Below are 18,438 nucleotides of genomic sequence, written 5' to 3'. Positions count from 1 at the left end.
TCGACTCATTAAGGTACAGCCACTCGTTCAAGAATACGGGTTAATACATAATCTTTAGTGATGCCTTCTGCTTGCGCTTCGTAGCTTAAGATAATGCGATGACGCAAGACATTGTGGAAAACAGCTTGGATGTCTTCTGGGCTGACGAAATCGCGGCCATTAAGCCATGCATGCGCGCGCGCTGCTTTATCAAGGGCAATGGTTGCACGCGGACTGGCGCCGTATTCAATCCAATTTGCTAAATCGTCGTCGAAGCGAGTGCCATCACGCGTGGCAATAATAAGTTGCACTAAATACTTTTCAAGTGGCTCTGCTAAGTGCAGTGCCAGCACTTCTTTGCGGGCGCTAAATAAATCAGCTTGCGAGATTGGCTCTATGTGGGCTTGCTCGCCCTCAAGTGCTTCGCCTCGGGTCAGACGCAAGATTGCTAATTCAGAATCAGCGTCAGGGTAGTCGATATTGAGATGCAACAAGAAACGGTCAAGTTGTGCTTCGGGCAGTGGGTAGGTGCCTTCTTGTTCCAACGGGTTTTGTGTAGCCATTACCATGAACAGCTGTTCAAGAGGGTAGGTGTTCTTGCCTACCGTGATTTGTCTTTCTGCCATTGCCTCAAGTAGTGCTGATTGCACTTTAGCTGGAGCGCGGTTGATTTCATCGGCAAGCACTAAGTTATGAAACAACGGCCCTTGCTCGAACACAAACTCGCTGGTTTGCTGGCGATAAATGTCTGTACCCGTTACATCGGATGGTAATAAGTCTGGTGTAAACTGAATGCGCTGGAAACTGCCTTCTAAGCCTTTAGCTAATGCGTTCACTGCACGTGTTTTTGCCAATCCTGGAGGGCCTTCAACCAATAGGTGGCCATCGGCTAACACCGCGATTAGCAAAGATTGAGTAAGATGAGGTTGACCAATAATTTGCGTATCGAGATACGTTTTTAGCTGTGCAAACTTAGAAACTGCCATAAGTGTACGTGTCCTTGCCGGCATTTAATTTAGGGAATTCATAAAATACAAAGGTCGAATCAGAGCGAACGACCCAACTAACAAGCCTGTTAGGCACTGGTAGTTTGATTTAGTTCATTTGATTTTACTTACTATTGTTTAGTTTTAAAGTCTTGTTTTTATTTTAAATGCCATCAGTTATTAACTATTGTTGTAGGGGCTGGTGGTTTTTGCAGTGTGTGTACAACCTAACATGAGAATTAAGCCGCACAGGATGAGCCGCAGGCTATGCCAATGACTCACCCAATAGCTAAGCCTTTATTTCGACTTCACTATTGGCAACGCGCGTGGGGTTGTTTAGAATCGAGGAAATATTAACAGGTCAGACCTGTCAGCAGGAGAAGCATTTTATGTCTGAGCAATTAAAACTAACAACTCGAAACGGGGAGCGCATCGCGATTGTCAGCGGCCTGCGTACACCTTTTGCCAAGCAAGCAACCGCTTTTCACCATGTTCCAGCTTTAGATTTAGGTAAGCTCGTGGTCAATGAGATGCTGGAGCGTCTCGATTTTGATCGCAGTGAAATCGATCAACTCGTGTTTGGCCAAGTGGTTCAAATGCCTGAAGCGCCAAACATTGCTCGTGAAATTGTACTGGGTACGGGCATGCCAGTGAACATTGATGCCTATTCGGTATCACGCGCATGTGCAACCAGCTTCCAAGCTATTGCCAACGTTGCTGAGTCAATTATGGCAGGTCACACTCAAGTAGGTATCGCTGGTGGTGCTGACTCATCATCTGTATTGCCAATCGGTGTGAGCAAGAAATTAGCCGGTAGCTTGGTTGATTTAACCAAAGCCCGCACACTGGGACAACGTCTCAAGATTTTTTCAAAGCTGCGCCCGAAAGATTTACTCCCTGTACCGCCTGCCGTTGCAGAATATTCAACGGGGCTGTCTATGGGGCAAACTGCTGAGCAGATGGCGAAAACGCATAACATTAGTCGTGCCGACCAAGATGCCTTAGCGCACCGCTCGCATACGCTTGCTAGCCAAGCGTGGGCTGAGGGCAAACTAGCACAAGAAGTAATGACGGCACACGTACCGCCATACAAATCATTTATTGAACAAGATAATAACATCCGTGGTAATTCAGAGTTGGCTAGCTACGCCAAACTAAAGCCTGTATTTGACCGTAAATACGGCAGCGTTACAGCAGCTAATGCTACGCCGCTAACGGATGGTGCTGCAGCTGTGTTATTAATGAACGAAAGCAAAGCCAAAGCGCTTGGATACGAAATTTTAGGTTATATCCGCAGCTACGCGTTCACTGCAATTGGTGTTCATGAGGACATGCTAATGGGTCCTGCGCATTCTACTCCTCTGGCCTTAGACAGAGCGGGTATCACCCTTGGTGATCTTGACCTGATTGAAATGCATGAAGCGTTTGCGGCGCAAACCCTAGCCAACATGAAGATGTTTGCATCTGACAAGTTTGCTAAAGAAAAACTCGGTCGAGATAAAGCAATTGGTGAAATTAACATGGACAAATTTAACGTCAATGGCGGTTCACTTGCTTATGGTCACCCATTCGCGGCAACGGGCGCACGTTTGATCACGCAAAGTATTCACGAACTAAACCGCCGTGGTGGTGGCTTGGCATTAACAACAGCCTGTGCGGCTGGTGGCCTAGGAGCTGCCTTTGTATTGGAGAGCGCATAATGACGGAATCTGTATTTAAATTCGAGCTCAACGACGAGCAGGTTGGTATTGTTACCATTGATGTGCCTGGCGAGAAGATGAATACCTTGCGTGCAAGCTTTGCAGCGCAATTGGATGAGGTAATCAAAACGGCTAACGAAAACAAGGTCAAAGGCCTCGTTTTTGTGAGTGCAAAACCTGACAACTTCATTGCTGGTGCCGACATCAATATGTTGGATAATGCGAACTCTCATGAAGAGGCGTTAGCACTGTCTACCACATGTCACGACGCATTTTTTGAGCTGGCAAAACTGCCATATCCAACGGTTGCTGCGATTCACGGTGCCGCGCTTGGTGGTGGTCTCGAGTTTGCATTGGCGTGTGATTATCGTGTTTGTAGCGACAGCGATATCACGAAAATGGGTCTGCCTGAAGTGCAGCTAGGCTTATTACCCGGTGGCGGTGGAACACAACGTTTACCGAAATTAGTGGGTATCCAAAAAGCCCTTGAGTGGATGCTAACAGGCAAGCAAGTACGCGCTAAACAAGCTAAAAAAGCTGGTTTAGTGAATGAATGTGTACCGCAATCAATCTTGCTGGAAGTGGCTATTAAATTTGCCCTCAAGGGCAAAGCCAAAGCGACTAAACCTCAGATCGATAAAATGTCAGCATTGCTTGAGTCGAATCCGTTTGGCCGTAATTTGATTTTCAAAAAAGCGGCTGAAAATGTTGCTAAGAAAACCGGCGGTCACTACCCAGCACCAGAGCTCATTATCAAAGCGGTACGTGCGAGTGTTGAGCTCGATACCCTAAAAGCATACAAAACCGAAGCAGAAGGTTTTGCCAGCCTAGTAATGAGTGAAGTGTCGAAGCAGCTTCGCGGCATTTTCTTTGCAACCACACAAATGAAAAAAGAATGGCGTGCCGATGATGCCCCAAGCACCAACAAAGTGGCGGTGTTAGGCGGTGGTTTAATGGGGGCAGGTATTACCCATGTAAGCGCCATTAAAGCGGGTGTTCCAACGCGTGTGAAAGACGTTGCTCAGCAAGGTATTGCCGGTGCAATGAACTACAGCTACAAGATTCTCGATAAGAAACATAAACGTCGTATCTTGTCTAAGGCTGAGCTGCAAGAGCAAATGAACCGTATCACGGGTACCACAGATTACAGTGGCTTTAAACACGTTGATATGGTGATTGAAGCGGTATTTGAGGATTTAAAACTCAAGCAAGCTATGGTGGCGGACGTTGAAGAAAACGCACAAGAGCACACCATTTTTGCAAGTAACACGTCTTCGTTACCTATTTCGCAAATTGCAGAGCAAGCGCAACGTCCAGAAAACGTTATTGGTTTACATTACTTCTCGCCGGTAGAGAAAATGCCATTGGTGGAAATTATTCCTCACGAGAAGACCAGTGAACAAACAATTGCACGCACGGTCAGCTTCGCTCGCAAACAAGGTAAAACGCCAATCGTCGTTAAAGACAAAGCGGGTTTCTTCGTAAACCGGATCCTTGCTCCTTACGTAAATGAAGCTGCAAACCTATTGCTTGCGGGTGAGCCTATCGAGAAAATCGACAAAGCGCTGGTGGAATTTGGCTTCCCAGTTGGACCACTAACCTTGCTTGACGAAGTTGGTATTGATATCGGTTCGAAGATTGCGCCTATCTTGGATGCTGAATTAGGTGAACGCTTCAAAGCACCTGATGCGTTCAATCGGTTGATCGATAGCAAACGACTTGGCCGCAAATCAGGTCGTGGGTTCTACGATTACTCGAAGAAAGACAAAAAAGTTGATGAGTCGGTGTATGAGTTACTGGGTGTTACTTTGGCACCTAAACTCAATAAAGAAGAAATCGCTGAGCGCTGTGTAATGCAAATGCTCAATGAGGCTGCCCGCTGTCTAGATGAAGGGATTATCAGTAATGCTCGAGATGGCGATATTGGCGCTATCTTTGGTATCGGCTTCCCACCGTTCTTGGGTGGTCCATTTAGCTACATGGACAAACTAGGTGCGAGCGAAGTGTCCTCTAAACTGGCAACTTTCTCTCAGTACAACAGCGCATTTGAACCGGCTCCACGCTTGGTACAAATGGCTGAAAATGGCGCCAAGTTTTACGACGAAGCGCAAGAAAAAGCGCAAGAGCCTGTTGCGGATGAGACTGCTGACGCAGAGTAGCTCACTCTGTTAATGCAATCGAAAAAGCGCAAGTCATAACTTGCGCTTTTTTCATACAAAAATTTGACTCACTACTTAGCCTAAAGTGGTTGATGTAACCCCCTTATTTTAAATTGATTTATCAAATTAATGGACGTCAAACATGTCCTAGCTTCACAACCTTGATACTTTTGTATGGTTAATAAATAACCTCGCATGTGTTAAAGTCCCGCCGATTTCAGTTTTTGGGGGTAGCATGTTCGTTGTTTTGAGTCTGATTTTTGCCACGTTATTGTTTTTTGTTGCTTCAGCTAAAGGGATGCCAGCAAAACGTTGGGCTTTTCTAGGTGGCCTGTTTGGTCCGTTTGCGTTGGCATTATTTAATGTACACTACCGCCGAGCGCTTATGCGTTCCATCGCGCAATGTGGGATTATTTGGCGCCCATAACTGTGCAGCCACAATTGGGGCTATTGCACTAAGCTAAGGTGCTGGCCTTGCGATTTGTCTTTGATATGTTTACTCAGGAATGCTTCAAACTGCTCACTTGAAAGCGGTTTGGAGTAATAATAGCCTTGCATTGTTTCACAGCCTAACTTCTGCAATTGCTGTAATTGTTCGATTTCTTCTACTCCCTCGGCGACTACGTGCAAGCCCAAGTTTTGGGCCATGGTGATGATAGAGTCCACCATGTTTTTACCACGCTCATTTTCCATATCCACAATAAATGCTCGATCAATTTTCAGCGTGTGCAGCGGAAAACGTTTCAAATAGGATAATGACGAATAACCCGTGCCAAAATCATCCATAGCGAGATGAATACCTTTGTCGACAAGCGCGTGCATAATGGCGATGGCATGTTCAGGGTTGTCCATTACCGTCCCCTCAGTAATTTCCAATTCAAGGGCACTGGCTGGCAGTTGAGTTTGGGTGAGTATGGTATCAATGCGCAGCGTTAAATCAGCGAGCGCAAATTGTTTGGCTGATAGATTGACTGCTACTCGTTGGTTAAACAACCCCATATCTCGCCATTTTTTTACATCAGCACAGGCCTTTCGCAGTACCACTTCACCAATCTCAATAATTTGCCCAGTTTCTTCTGCGATGGGGATAAATACACCAGGACTGATCAAGCCCTTTTTGGGAGTGATAAAGCGCACCAATGCTTCCATACCGGCAATCTCGCCCGTTTTTATGTCCATTTTGGGCTGATAGAAAACTTCAAAGTGGTCTTTTTTCAACCCAAAACGCATTAGGTTTTCAATTTGCAGACGCTTAACCGCGGCATGGTTCATGGCATCGTTGAAAAAGAGGTAACGGTTGCCCTGTTGTTTAGCGTGATACATCGCGGTGTCGGCGTTCTTCAACAGTACTTGCGGGGTCATACCATCCTCAGGGCTGAGCACTATGCCTATGGATGCGGTGATCGCCAGCTCATGACCTAGCATGCGAAAGGGCGTGGCAATGGTTTTGAGGAATTCTTTACTGGTTGCTGTAATGGTATGAATGTCATTGGTGCCACGCATAACTAGGGCAAACTCATCGCCACCTAAACGATAAAATGAGTCTTGTGATCGTTTGCGTTCAACGAGTCGTTGAGCCAGTTTTATCAACAACTTATCACCTAATTGGTGTCCTAACGAGTCATTGATCTTCTTAAAGTTGTCCAAGTCCATTACCAGTACGGCATGTTGGTTGTCTTTTTCCATGAGCACATCGAGATCAGCAAAAAATTGATTACGATTTGCTAAGCGCGTCAACGAGTCTTGGTTTGATAGGTCATTGAGCGCTTGTTCTGCATTTTTACGTTCACTGAGATCTGAGAACACCATAATGTAGTATTCAACGTTACCTTCTTGGTCGAGTACCTTATCAATGCCTAGCTCCATGCATAGTGTTTGCCCGGTGATCACTGGCATATTGAGTTCGTGTTGAACATGATGCGCTTGGGCGATTGATTTCTTAATGGCGTCACTGCGCTGCACCGTGTGACCGGGCAGGGAAAAAGGATGGCCGTGATGATGTGCACGTGAGAGTCCAAAAAGCTGGGTAAACGCAGGGTTGGTGTCAATGAGGTTGAACTCACTATCATAGATAACCATGGCGTCGGTTAAGTTCTCTACGCAGGTCGCGAACAAGTTTAATCTTTGCTCTGTGGTTTTGATATCGTGAATATCTTTGACTGTGCCCGTCATTCTCACCGGCTGCAGTTGAGCGTTCTTTTCTACCACCTTCCCGCGGTCAAGCACCCAGCGCCATTGACCTTGCTCATCCAACATGCGATAGCTAGCTTCAAAAAATACGGTTTTTTGTGCAAGGTGAGCACGAATTAGCGACTCAACAGTGGGTAGATCTTGCGGGTGGATTCGAGCGCGGTTGGGCGGAAAAGTATGAGCTTCAACACGCGTAGGTTGAGAATGTCGCTCGTCGTTAATGCGAACAACTTCGCCTGTGACAATATTCCAATCCCAGAGAATGTCGCCGCTGCCTTCTAAGGTCGACTTAAGCAACTGTTGCGAATGCCTGAGGTGTTGACGCGAACGCCTAAGCGAAATAATGGCCCAGCCCATGATCACAAGCACGCCAACAAAAATGACCACAGTCGCAATGTACGATGGGCTGTCTATTAAAGATTGGTGAAATTCATCTGCTATGGCCGGATAGCTTGAAACACATGCGAACGCACACAGCACTGAAAGAATCTTGTTGAACACGTTTTGGTACTTTAATCTGGGTTTCATCAAGACTAATTCATGGCGCTTGCAGAGTAAAGCTCGGCGTCGTCTGATGCGTTGCTGTGCGGCAAACTGAGCCACTCCATACGTCTTCTGTGCGGTGCGAATAACTCACCGAGGTAGGCGTGCACTTCATCAAACTCAATCGTCTCTAAGGTACTCAACAAGTTAGCTTGTAATGTGAAATCGACATCAGGATTACTAATAGCTAACCAAAAACGCTGTGAACGCAGGCGTAGATTCTTATCTTTTTCAGCGATTTGACGATATAAGCTCTGTTTGGCTTGTTGCCATACTTCAGTCGGCATGTCGGCAAATTCATTAAAGTAAGCTTTCACAAACGCGTTGTGGTGCTTTAGTAAATCTTTTCCTGCTACCGTAGGTGATTGCACGTAAAAAGCGAGACCTGCGCGAGAATTGAAGGGGGCGTAGCCCGCGCCCACCAGATAGCCAAGCTGTTGTTCGGTGCGCAATGCGTTGAAATAGGGCTGATTGATCAAGTGATTAACCACCATCATTAGCACTTTTTCGCGAATATCATTACTGGTTGCTTGATAGTAAATAACCATCGCATGATCACTACTTGGCAGCGTTACTAGCTGTTGATCAACACTGCTGATTTCATTAAGTGGGCGTGATATTGCTTCAATATTCGCTCGGTGTTGCAAGTGCGCTTGTACCAAACGCAAAAAGTCATAGGCATCCGCAGGGCGCCAATTGCCGTGCAAAAATGCTTCGATATGAATGCCTTCAAAAAATGCTTTTCTAAACTTCTTAAATTGAATATAGCTGGTGCTCTTTAGCGCTTGCGCAAGGGCACTCGGAGTGGGATTCCAAGGCATAATTTGCGCACCGATTCGGCTAAAAATTTCGCTAACGGGCTTATTTTGATTGCTGGACTCCCAGTGACGAACTAGCTGTTTTTTATATTCAGCAAAGCGTTTTGCACAGATATCGGCATTGAACAAGGCATCCAATAGTCCTTGCGCTAACTCAAGTTGGCTCGACGATAATCCGGCTGTGTGCAGTGTGAGTCCGCCTTGGTGCGAAGAAATATGGTAGTTCAAACCAGCCAATTCTGCGGGGTAGAAGCGTTCTGCCACGCAATCGATAAACAAATCGGCGAACAAACGTGTTAATGCCATGTGCTGCACATCTCTTACTGCCAACTTGGAGTCAAGAGCGAGATAAAAGTGGCCTTTAGCGACGCGGTAGGTCGCATCTTGTTTAAACCAAAAGTTGAAACCAGGATGCGAGGCGAGCTTTTCCGGTATTCTGCTCGGAGCAACAAGTTCGTGTAGTACACACGGACGCTGCAAATAGGGGTTCACCGAAGGCAAAGACATGGTGCTTAGTGGCGTGTCTATCGCCGCTAATGCTTTGAGCCACGCCTTGTCCAAATATTTGGTGTAATAGGGGGTGTTGTACCACTGTGTGGTCTTGGTTGAGCTTACACCTGGGTGAATTAAAACTAAGCGCATATTCTCTGGCGTTAGCCAGCCTAGCACCTGAGAAAACTGTGCTTTATCGTACCCAGCCATGAGGTAATCACCGTAGAGATAGTGATCACTGGGGTAATGATGCATGTTTACACTAACACCACTGACCCAATCAAGAAGACGTGCTTTTTCTTGGTTATCAAAGGCGATTTGCAGCAAGGTTTGCTTATCGCGATATAAGGCCTGTAACGAGTCTGTGTTTTGTTTGATGAGGGTGATGTAGGCAAACACCATCTCGACGATGTCTTGATAGTATTCGATACCTTCGTCGGTCAGCGCTAAGCTAATATTGAAGTCTTTAAAATTGCTGCCGTTAATGCCACCGCCTGCTGATAATGCATTGATCCAGCCCTGATTTTTGAGAATTGAGTGCAAAGACCCTTCGCCTTCGTAACCCAAAAGATGGGCGAGAAAGCTCACAGTTTTATGTTTATAAAACTCGTCAATGCTAGGCATGGCAAAACTGATGATCAGCTTTTGCAGATGCTTGTGTGGCTCGATGTGTAACTCAAGCGCTAAATCTTCTTGACGATATAAAGGCTCAGCAATCGGTGGTTTCTTTTCACCGGTGGTAGCAATAGCGCAAAACAAGTCTTGCGCCCATTGTTTTAATTGCGCCAGTGGCTGCGGGCCACATAATACTAGGGTCATCCACTGCGCTTGATAATGATTACTAAAAAACGCTTCCAACTCCGTTTTCATAGGGCCTTTATCATCGCTGAGGGTATTCATATTTCCCACAGAGAATTTTGCAAATGGATGCTTTGGATTCACGGTTTCTTTGTGCGCTTGGTATATACGACGACCATCGTCCTTAATTTTTAATTTAAATTCGGCATCAATGGCATTGCGCTCTTTTTCAATTTCTTGCTCATTAAATAAAGGCGAAACAAAGAGCTGGCTGAACCTTTCGAGCGCTGGGAAAAAGTATTGTTGCGTAATATCGAAGTAGTAACAGGTATGCTCAGTGCCAGTCCAGGCATTGCTCGTGCCACCGTGATGGCTAATGAAATCGTGAAATTCTCCGGCTTCAGGGTATTGCTTTGTACCTAAAAAAAGGAGATGCTCAACAAAGTGAGCAAGACCCTGGCGATGCCAAGGATCGTCAAAATGACCAGTGTTGACTGTAAGTGCAGCCGCTGCTTTTGGGCTTTCTTTGTCTTCGACAAGCAGCACTCTTAGACCATTGTGCAGTGTCAGTGGTTGGTACAGTCTGTTATCATTGCGGCTGATATTCAATTATTGCTCCTGAAACTAAAAAGTAACAAGATGTTCAGGGCCAGCGGTTACGGCAAAGTGCCTACCTGAATATCGATTGTAAAGCTAAACTATAGCGAATATAGCGCCTTAATGGCTAGCTTTTGTGGCAAAACTTTTTCTCTAATTAGTTGATTTCACACAAATGAAAACAATTTTAATCATGCGTCATGGCGACGCACAGCCACAGCAAGGACCCGATCACTTGCGTGCGCTTACAGCCATCGGAAATCAACAGGCCGATGAAGTCGGTGAGTGGTTGGCACAGCGCTTTAACCCAACAGGTTTGTTGGTGAGCCCTTATGTCCGAGCACAACAAACAGCTGACGGGGTGAAAAAACATTGTCGCCAGTTTGCCTTTGAAGAAACGACCAGTGACATAATCCCCAGTGCCGACGCGCAGCGAGCCATCGATTATCTTCGTGCATTAATTGAAGTGCATCCTGATGTGGATACGTGGTTATTGGTTGCGCACATGCCAATCGTTAGTTACATGGTTGCGCAGTTATGCCCAGAAAAAATGCCTATTTTCCCGACTTGTGGGGTGGCGGATATCGGCTATGACGAAGAGTCAGGTAAGGCGCAGTGGCGGGCTCTATACAGCCCGCAAGAACGGGTTTAACCGCCAGCAATTTTAACTTTAAAGCCTGCGGTCTCTAACAGCCCTTTCAGTTTGTCGCGATCGTCGCCTTGAATTTCAATGACGCCGTTTTTTACTGCGCCGCCTTGACCCATTTTTGATTTTAGCTGCTTGGCCAGTTGCTTCAGGTCATGTTGTTCAGGGTCGATACCTACAACTAACATCACCCCTTTACCTTTACGCCCTTTGCTTTGGCGTTCAATGCGAATCGCACCATCTTTGAATAGTTTAACGTCTAATGGCTGAGTTTCAGCTGGAGCTTTGATACGCCCCGTGGCTGTTGAGTACACAAGATTGTTATCACTCATACATAACACTCCTATAAAAATATCCGCCAAGTTTAACATATTTCATGTTTGGATATTGCTAAATAACAATGGCGGCCTATATTTTAAACACGTACATAATTCAGCAGCTTAGGAAGAGGTAATGAGTTTAAATCAGCATTATGATCAAAGTAGTAACACGCTGGTAATAGCTATAAAGGACAAGTTTGATTTCAATCTAGTACAAGACTTTCGCTCAGCGTACGCAGAAATTAATCCGCAAGCGAAAAGCGTGGAAATTGACTTGAGAGAGACCAGCTACATGGACAGTTCAGCACTGGGTATGTTGCTGAATATGCACAAAGCGTTAAAAGGGCAGGTTGAAGCGATTTCTATTCGCAATGCTAACGCCCAGTTAAAGAAAATTCTGCAAATTTCTCGATTCGATAAGAAGTTCACGATTGATTGAGAACTTACCAAACGAGTTAAGCGAAGTAGAAGACTGTGCGCCTCCATTGGTGTTAGTGGTTGATGATGAGGCGCTTAATCGACAACTACTTCGCATAATGCTCGAGCGCGAGAACTATCGCGTTATCGACGCAGAAAATGGCGCACAAGCCGTTGCTATGATGGCTGAGTATGAGGTTGATATCGTGCTACTCGATATCATGATGCCGGTCATGAACGGTTACTTAGCAGCGCCAAAAATCAAAGAATTCTCCAAATCAGGTTACCTTCCGATTATCTTTATTACTGCGTTAGAAGATGGCGCAGCGCTGGCCAAATGTTTGGATGTCGGTGGGGATGACTTTATGCCCAAGCCCTTTGAACCGCAAATCCTCAAGGCAAAATTACGGGCCCACTTAAGAATTAGGCAGTTGTTGGCTCAGTCTGTGAAACAGACACAAGCCCTAACTTATTACCAAAACCAAACCGAACGAGAGCATGAGTTGGTCGAGCATATATTTGCCAATGCCCTCAAGCGCTCTGCTAAAACTCCGAAGGGGTTGGACTCGCATTTATCGCCAGCAGCGATGTTTAACGGCGATGTATTCTTAAGCGCTGTAGCGCCAAATGGATCCCAATATTTTATGCTCGGTGATTTCACGGGGCATGGTTTAGCTGCTGCCACAGGAGCTTTGCCCGTTTCACGTATTTTCTACACCATGGCCGAGAAGAATCTGTCGGTGAGCGATATTGCCAGGGAGATGAACCGCTGTTTGGATCAACTGCTACCTTCACACATGTTTTGTGCCGCGACCATATTCGAGATAAATGCATCTGCTAATAGCGCGACATTTTGGATGGGAGGGCTTCCCGATGGCTTTCTTATCAGCCAAAATGGCGATGTGCAGTTAAGCCTTGAATCCATGCATATGGCACTGGGCGTACTTGAAGATGATGAGTTTGAGCGAGATGTGGTGCACGTTTCATTGCACGAAGGGGCTCGGATTGTCCTATACACTGACGGTATCACAGAAGCAGAAAACCGCCATGGAGAGCAATTCGGTTACGACCGACTTACTGAGGCATTCAGTGCGCAGCATAAGGTGACGACTGAGCAAATAATCGAGCGTGTGCGTAACTTTACCCAGTGTGAGTTACAACAGGATGACTACAGTGTGGTGCTGGTTGACCCAATACCTCATGAAGTTGATTCATCGCGCAATAAGGCGATTAGTCCGCTTCCTGTATCATTGAATTTAGCGCTCGATGCGCAGCAATTAAAAACTTTAGATCCCGTTGCTCAGCTTATCGACTTGGTTGCTAACCTGCCAGGTTTGAACTCCCACAAGTCATCACTTTTCATCCTTTTATCAGAAGCCTATAACAATGCTTTGGAGCATGGAATCTTAGGGTTAGATTCACAAATGAAGCTCTCGGATGATGGCTTTGTCGAATACTATTCGCTGCGTGAAACTCGGCTCAGTGAGCTCGTTGAGGGGGAGATCAGCATTAATATTGAGTATCAGCCGCATAATCGCTCTCTTATCTTGAGTGTCACTGACTCTGGAGAAGGGTTTAAAGTAAAGAGCCAACAACGAGACCAAAGTTACCGAAGTTTTGGCCGAGGCATTACCTTAATGCATGAAATTGCAGAACAAGTTCGCTATAACCAAAGCGGCAACCAAGTGTTCGTTACCTACCGTATTCAATAGTCTCTCACGATCGCCTAACTAATTATTGCGCGTTGTATTTCCCCTATGTTAGCATCCATCTGAAGTTTTAGATGTTTGGACGGCTAAATGGCTTTTTCATATAACGACGCGGCGCAACTACAAAGTGATGCGCACTACACACAAAATTATCAAACTCAGTTGCGTGACTACCTAGGTGAAGCTGCGCCCCAGGTGCAATGGCAATACTTGATCCCAGAGTTGGGAGAGGGCGGTGCATGCAGTTTATTTGGTCATCTACAAGACGAGCCATTTAGCCTAACAGAGCACCTAGATACAAATGCACAACCGCAGTTGTCCAAACTTCAGGCGATAGTCGATTTTGTCGTTGAGCAAAGTGGTGTGGATTGGTTTGGTATTTATCAGTCTCGCGATGTCGACGGTGAACCACAATTACTAAAATTAGCCTATCATGGTGCGCCGAGCCGTCCATTGTTTCCAATTAACGAAGCCTTCGCTGCCACCAGTAACAATGTACAGGTCGTCATGTCTGGAAAAGCGCGCATTATCAATGATGTGGAAGACTATGTTGCCAAGGGTGGCGAATACTATACATGCGACCCTAAAGTGAAGTCAGAATCCTGCTTGCCGCTTTATTCGCAGCAGGGTAAAGTAGTGGGCATAGTCGATGCGGAAGCATTCAGCAAAGATTTTTTTACCCCCGAACGTATTGCCCTATTAGTTGCCGCTTGCCAGGAAATTGTCGAGCACTTACCAGCGTAATGTGTACCGGGATCTACGCTAACCACAGAGATAAATAAAGAGAGTTCCATGTTCTCACAATTAAAACCATTACCGACTGATCCTATCCTTGGACTGATGGCTGCGTTTAAAGCTGATACCAATGCAAACAAAATTGACTTAGGTGTTGGCGTTTACAAAGATGAGCACGGTGATACCCCCGTGCTACGTGCAGTAAAAAAAGCGGAAGAATTTCGTTTAGCGAATGAAACTACCAAGACCTACATTGGTCTGGCAGGTAATTTGGATTATTGTCAGAAGATGGAGCAATTGCTGCTAGGTGATGCGCACCCAGCGTTGCTTGCTAACCGCGTACGCACGGCTCAAGCACCAGGTGGTACTGGCTCGTTGCGTGTAGCGGCTGAATTTATCAAACGCTGTAACAATGACGCGACGGTTTGGGTAACAACGCCAACATGGGCCAATCATATCAGCCTATTTGAAGCGGCAGGTTTAACAGTAAAAGAATACCCTTACTACGACTACGAGAATAAGGGTTTACTGTTTGATCAAATGGTCAACGCTCTTAGCCAAATCCCAGCGGGTGATGTGGTACTTCTACACGCATGTTGCCACAACCCAAGCGGCATGGATCTTAATGCTGAGCAGTGGAAAACCGTGACCGAAATCGCGAAAGCACAAGGTTTCACAGTGTTAGTTGATATTGCATACCAAGGTTTTGGTACTAGCTTAGACGAAGATGCTGCAGGTCTACGTCACCTTGCTTCGCAAGTGGAAGAATTGATCATCTGTTCTTCTTGTTCGAAGAACTTTGGCCTGTACCGTGAACGTATTGGTGCGTGTTCAATCATATCTAAGGATGCGGCGGCTGCGGATGTTTCTAACTCAGTGATGCTAAGCGTAGTTCGTAGTATTTACTCAATGCCACCTGCACACGGTGCTGATATCGTAAATACCATTCTTTCTAGCTCTGAGCTAACCACTATGTGGCATGAAGAGCTGGATGAAATGCGCTCTCGTATCAATGGCTTGCGTTCGTTACTAAAAGAAAAGCTAAATGCCAAGTGTGAAGGCATGGATTTCTCATTCATTGAGAACCAACACGGTATGTTCTCGTTCCTTGGTATTAACAAAGAGCAAATCGATCGTCTGCAAAAAGAATATTCAATTTACATCGTGGGCTCTAGCCGAGTAAACGTTGCGGGTATTAGCGAAGCGAACATTGATTACTTCGCAAATGCAGTTGCTGATGTAACTAAATAACCTAAGTAATTAGGCACAGAAAAAGCCAGCATTGATGCTGGCTTTTTTGTACGTAAACAAAAGGTGTTAGGCTTCTTTTGTTTTTAACTCAGTGACGTTTTCATCGTTTTTAACCGCTTTTGATTTTTTTGCGGCTTTCTCTGATGATGGTACTGAGCCTTTAAGTACTTGCATAAAGTCTTCTTTTTGCTTAGCAATTTGTAGCGCTAGGCTTTCAACTTGTTGCTCACTCAATGGCACGTCTACCGCGCTGATCAAGCTTTCTAAGTTTTCTGCAATATCGAGCATCTTGTCATAAGCATCGGCTTCTTTCTTACTAGTAAAGGTCATGCGCTCGACTCCATCTCTTTCTACTACGTACTTAACCACAACAGCCATGGGATCTCCTAACTATACTGTTTTTTTATACAGTGAGATTAGAGGTTAGTACTGTAATCGTCAAGGAGTTTTTGATTTATAAAAACTCTAGTTCCTAATTTGACAACAATTGCATTATCAACTTTATTTATAAAAGCGGTACAAAGGAAGACTCATTACTTTAAGGAGAGAAGTATGAAACTAGCTACAGCTACAGCCCTTTCATTACTATTAAGTATTTCAACACCACTGATTGCAAAGCCAGTGGACACAGTAAATGTTGAAAATAAAGTAATGGATAAAGTGAGTATCAATAAGGCGTCGGTGGAACAACTGCAGTCATTACCAGGGATTGGTCCGTCAAAGGCTGCTGCGATTGTTGATTATCGTCAGCAAAATGGAAAGTTCACTGCCATCGAACAATTGCAAAATGTGCCAGGGATAGGGAGTAAGCTATTGGCAAAAGTAAAAGATCGGATCACGCTTTAATGCGTAGGAAGTGAGAGTAAGCCAAGGCAGCGTTAGCTGCCTTTTTTGTACTGACTGATAGCTTCATCGAGGTGTAAGCACGCAAAATAATGGCGTACGGGCAGCACCAATATGGGATAAGCTATACCGGCTAGCAGCAACCAAGGCAGCATGCTCCAACCTTCGAATCGCACCAAGAGTAAAAACAGTGGCGTGATCAGTAAGAGTTTCAAAATATTCATGAAAATTCTTTGTTGAGGCTGCAACAATGCTAACGCATCAGCCACCAAAGCGAGACGCTCACGGTGGCTAAATGATTGCAAAGCTGGAATTTGACTGGCGAGAAAATAAATCATGCGTTTTTAGGTTTAAATAGCAAACTAGCAATAGTCACTATGATAGCAGCAGCGGCCAGTGCAGCGAAGATTACTTGCATCCAACCAGGCATAGATAAGCCTAAAAATTGCCAATCAATGTTGCCGCAGTCACCTGTTGCAGCGAAAAAGCTTGGGATCCATTCATGTAGGGGCATAAAGCTTGGGAAGTTAGGTTCAAACTCACAAACAAATGCAAACGGGTCGGTGGTGGTTTGCATCATGATGTGCTCCCTGGCGATGAGCAGACCCCAGATACTGGCCACCAACCAAGTGGCAAAGCCAAGCAAACGTGACCACATTTGCGCTGGGTTTATAGCGCCCAGTAGGCCTGCTGCAAGCACGCCCAATACCGCGGTACGTTGATAAATACACATGATACAAGGCGCTAAGTCCATCGCGTATTGAAAATACAAGGCAGTTGCCTCGAACAAAAAAGCAATCAATGCCAATAACAACCAAGGAGCACGTGTGCGCGAGATGCTACTTAACCAACTCATAATATTCTCTTTTTAATTTTTATTCAGGGGATTATGCCCACGCTATCTAGGCTATGCAAGTGCATACGCTGATACCACTCAGCGCTTCTGATGCTAGTGTTCGTCGGTTGCGTTGTCATCTTGCAAGGCGAGTCGACAAATAAGCCATTCCTGCACTATTATTTTTATATAGTTATCAATAATTCATGCCAAATTGAGGCTGTATTTGTATTTTGAACTGTCAGAGGATAGCTTGATTATAGGGACATAATTCTACCAGAGTGTGTTGGGTTGATTTTGTAGCGATATGAAGTGGCCTCCCAAGCAAAGAGGGAACGATGAAATTGAAAATGGTATTAGCAACAGCCTCACTATTAATCGCAGGTCATTGCATTGCATCTCAACAAGAACAAGACAAAGAGCCTGCTCCCACGCCTCAAAAGGAACAAAGCGCAGAGTCTTCAAGCACGTCTACTTTAGAAGAGACCGCTGATTATCTTAGGGGCAATCTCGATGTATTTATGCAAGATACCGCCGCTTGGTTGGACGGTTTATCTATGTATGAATCTGATACCCATAGAGCGAGGGCGAAAGGGTATGTGCAACTGTCTTGGTTACCACAAAGAGCTAATCTAGGCGAATTTGACGCTAAGTTTAAGGTTAAATTTTATCTTCCCAAATGGGAGAACCGCATATCCCTTGTATTAGATAATGACGATGAAGATGATTTGAAGCTTGATTATGAAGCAGAGCCGATTATTCAAGAGGACTCAGATAGGTTAAATATCGCATTACAATCACTAACAGAGTTTGAAAACTTACTGTCATTAAAGTATCGATTGGGGCTATCTCGTGGTCAGCTTTACGCTCGAACAGAGCTAAAGAAAAGTTTCGTTTTCAGTAACTTTGAATTCAGTGTCAGTCCTCGAATTGACTACTTTTCTTCTGATGGTTGGGCACCGGGCCTTAAATCGGCAGTAACCTATCCAATGGGCAAGGACCTAATTTCCGCGTCAGTGAGCTGGCAAAAATTTCAGTTTGAGCCTTACGCAGAAGAAAAGGCTGGCATTTATTGGGTAAGAAACCTCGAAGATGAAAAGTTATTGGTCAGTGGTGTGCAGTACGTTAAATATTCCGATGGGATCGATGCATACTTAACATCGGTTCGCTATCGCGAAAAGATCTACAAAGATTGGGCATACCTTGAAGTCGAGCCTTTCGTTCTGTTTAAGAAACCTTTGGACTACCGTCGAGAATTTGGCATAGGCTTGAGGCTCATCTCTACATACGGCGAATAGGCGAGGGGTGTCAGTTTCATGGCATTCATTATACAAACCACCACACCAAATTTTCATCGCTTTTGTTAGCGCTCATTTCGCCAGTGGCTCCTGCAACTAAACAGGGTATGCTACCAAGAAGA

17 protein-coding genes are annotated in these 18,438 nt (G+C 45.3%); 10 read left to right on the top strand and 7 right to left on the bottom strand.

Annotation, left to right across the window (positions count from 1 at the left end):
- Positions 1-8: 8 nt before the first annotated feature.
- On the bottom strand, positions 9-965 hold the full coding sequence (locus V1358_RS06035) for an AAA family ATPase (RefSeq protein WP_347392913.1): 957 nt from the start codon (positions 963-965) through the stop codon (positions 9-11).
- Positions 966-1,354: 389 nt separating this feature from the next.
- Here V1358_RS06035 and fadI point away from each other — a divergent pair, with 389 nt between their 5' ends.
- The 3 genes from fadI (at position 1,355) to V1358_RS06020 (ending at position 5,251) form a co-directional block, all read left to right on the top strand.
- The gene (gene fadI / locus V1358_RS06030; RefSeq protein ID WP_347391035.1) at positions 1,355-2,665 is read left to right on the top strand and encodes an acetyl-CoA C-acyltransferase FadI; all 1,311 of its coding nucleotides are present in this window, start codon (positions 1,355-1,357) and stop codon (positions 2,663-2,665) included.
- Positions 2,665-4,824 carry a fatty acid oxidation complex subunit alpha FadJ gene (fadJ, locus tag V1358_RS06025; protein ID WP_347392912.1) on the top strand — a complete coding sequence of 720 codons (2,160 nt, stop codon included), beginning with the start codon at positions 2,665-2,667 and terminating at the stop codon, positions 4,822-4,824. Before fadI ends, fadJ begins: the two co-directional genes overlap by 1 nt.
- Positions 4,825-5,059: 235 nt before the next feature.
- Positions 5,060-5,251, top strand: coding sequence for a hypothetical protein (locus V1358_RS06020; protein WP_347392911.1), 192 nt, complete (start codon positions 5,060-5,062; stop codon positions 5,249-5,251).
- A 20-nt stretch (positions 5,252-5,271) separates the two neighbouring features.
- Here the strand turns inward: V1358_RS06020 and V1358_RS06015 are convergent, their stop codons facing one another.
- Positions 5,272-7,542, bottom strand: a complete 2,271-nt coding sequence (locus V1358_RS06015) for a putative bifunctional diguanylate cyclase/phosphodiesterase (RefSeq protein ID WP_440589870.1) — start codon at positions 7,540-7,542, stop codon at positions 5,272-5,274.
- Between the two features lie 5 nt (positions 7,543-7,547).
- On the bottom strand, positions 7,548-10,274 hold the full coding sequence (locus V1358_RS06010) for an insulinase family protein (protein WP_347392910.1): 2,727 nt from the start codon (positions 10,272-10,274) through the stop codon (positions 7,548-7,550).
- A gap of 163 nt (positions 10,275-10,437) precedes the next feature.
- Between V1358_RS06010 and sixA the strand changes: the two genes are divergently transcribed.
- Positions 10,438-10,914: a phosphohistidine phosphatase SixA gene (gene sixA / locus V1358_RS06005; protein WP_347391031.1), complete on the top strand. Its 477-nt coding sequence runs from the start codon at positions 10,438-10,440 to the stop codon at positions 10,912-10,914.
- On the opposite strand, the gene V1358_RS06000 is transcribed toward sixA, so the two are convergent.
- The gene (locus V1358_RS06000) at positions 10,911-11,240 is read right to left on the bottom strand and encodes an SUI1 family translation initiation factor (RefSeq protein WP_347392909.1); all 330 of its coding nucleotides are present in this window, start codon (positions 11,238-11,240) and stop codon (positions 10,911-10,913) included. The two genes, sixA and V1358_RS06000, sit on opposite strands and share 4 nt — an antisense overlap.
- Positions 11,241-11,361: 121 nt before the next feature.
- Between V1358_RS06000 and V1358_RS05995 the strand changes: the two genes are divergently transcribed.
- The 4 genes from V1358_RS05995 (at position 11,362) to V1358_RS05980 (ending at position 15,340) form a co-directional block, all read left to right on the top strand.
- Positions 11,362-11,667: an STAS domain-containing protein gene (locus tag V1358_RS05995; protein WP_347391029.1), complete on the top strand. Its 306-nt coding sequence runs from the start codon at positions 11,362-11,364 to the stop codon at positions 11,665-11,667.
- Entirely contained in the window at positions 11,660-13,357 is a 1,698-nt protein-coding gene (locus tag V1358_RS05990; RefSeq protein WP_347392908.1) for a SpoIIE family protein phosphatase, read from the top strand. Before V1358_RS05995 ends, V1358_RS05990 begins: the two co-directional genes overlap by 8 nt.
- 87 nt (positions 13,358-13,444) lie before the next feature.
- Positions 13,445-14,098: a GAF domain-containing protein gene (locus tag V1358_RS05985; protein ID WP_347391027.1), complete on the top strand. Its 654-nt coding sequence runs from the start codon at positions 13,445-13,447 to the stop codon at positions 14,096-14,098.
- Between the two features lie 48 nt (positions 14,099-14,146).
- Positions 14,147-15,340, top strand: coding sequence for an amino acid aminotransferase (locus V1358_RS05980; RefSeq protein ID WP_347392907.1), 1,194 nt, complete (start codon positions 14,147-14,149; stop codon positions 15,338-15,340).
- A gap of 66 nt (positions 15,341-15,406) precedes the next feature.
- Here the strand turns inward: V1358_RS05980 and V1358_RS05975 are convergent, their stop codons facing one another.
- Positions 15,407-15,718, bottom strand: coding sequence for a YebG family protein (locus tag V1358_RS05975; protein ID WP_347391025.1), 312 nt, complete (start codon positions 15,716-15,718; stop codon positions 15,407-15,409).
- 174 nt (positions 15,719-15,892) lie between these two features.
- Between V1358_RS05975 and V1358_RS05970 the strand changes: the two genes are divergently transcribed.
- Positions 15,893-16,186, top strand: coding sequence for a ComEA family DNA-binding protein (locus V1358_RS05970; RefSeq protein WP_347392906.1), 294 nt, complete (start codon positions 15,893-15,895; stop codon positions 16,184-16,186).
- Positions 16,187-16,218: 32 nt separating this feature from the next.
- Here V1358_RS05970 and V1358_RS05965 read toward each other — a convergent pair whose 3' ends face one another.
- Entirely contained in the window at positions 16,219-16,521 is a 303-nt protein-coding gene (locus tag V1358_RS05965) for a DUF6170 family protein (RefSeq protein WP_347391023.1), read from the bottom strand.
- The gene (dsbB, locus tag V1358_RS05960) at positions 16,518-17,039 is read right to left on the bottom strand and encodes a disulfide bond formation protein DsbB (RefSeq protein ID WP_347391022.1); all 522 of its coding nucleotides are present in this window, start codon (positions 17,037-17,039) and stop codon (positions 16,518-16,520) included. Before dsbB ends, V1358_RS05965 begins: the two co-directional genes overlap by 4 nt.
- Before the next feature lie 317 nt (positions 17,040-17,356).
- Between dsbB and V1358_RS05955 the strand changes: the two genes are divergently transcribed.
- Positions 17,357-18,316, top strand: a complete 960-nt coding sequence (locus V1358_RS05955) for a hypothetical protein (RefSeq protein WP_347392905.1) — start codon at positions 17,357-17,359, stop codon at positions 18,314-18,316.
- Positions 18,317-18,438 lie beyond the last annotated feature (122 nt).

Origin of the sequence: Pseudoalteromonas pernae (assembly GCF_039831865.1) — a bacterium.
GTDB lineage: Bacteria > Pseudomonadota > Gammaproteobacteria > Enterobacterales > Alteromonadaceae > Pseudoalteromonas > Pseudoalteromonas pernae.
Note: the sequence above shows the minus strand (reverse complement) of the source record. Positions and strands in the feature narration are given on the sequence as shown.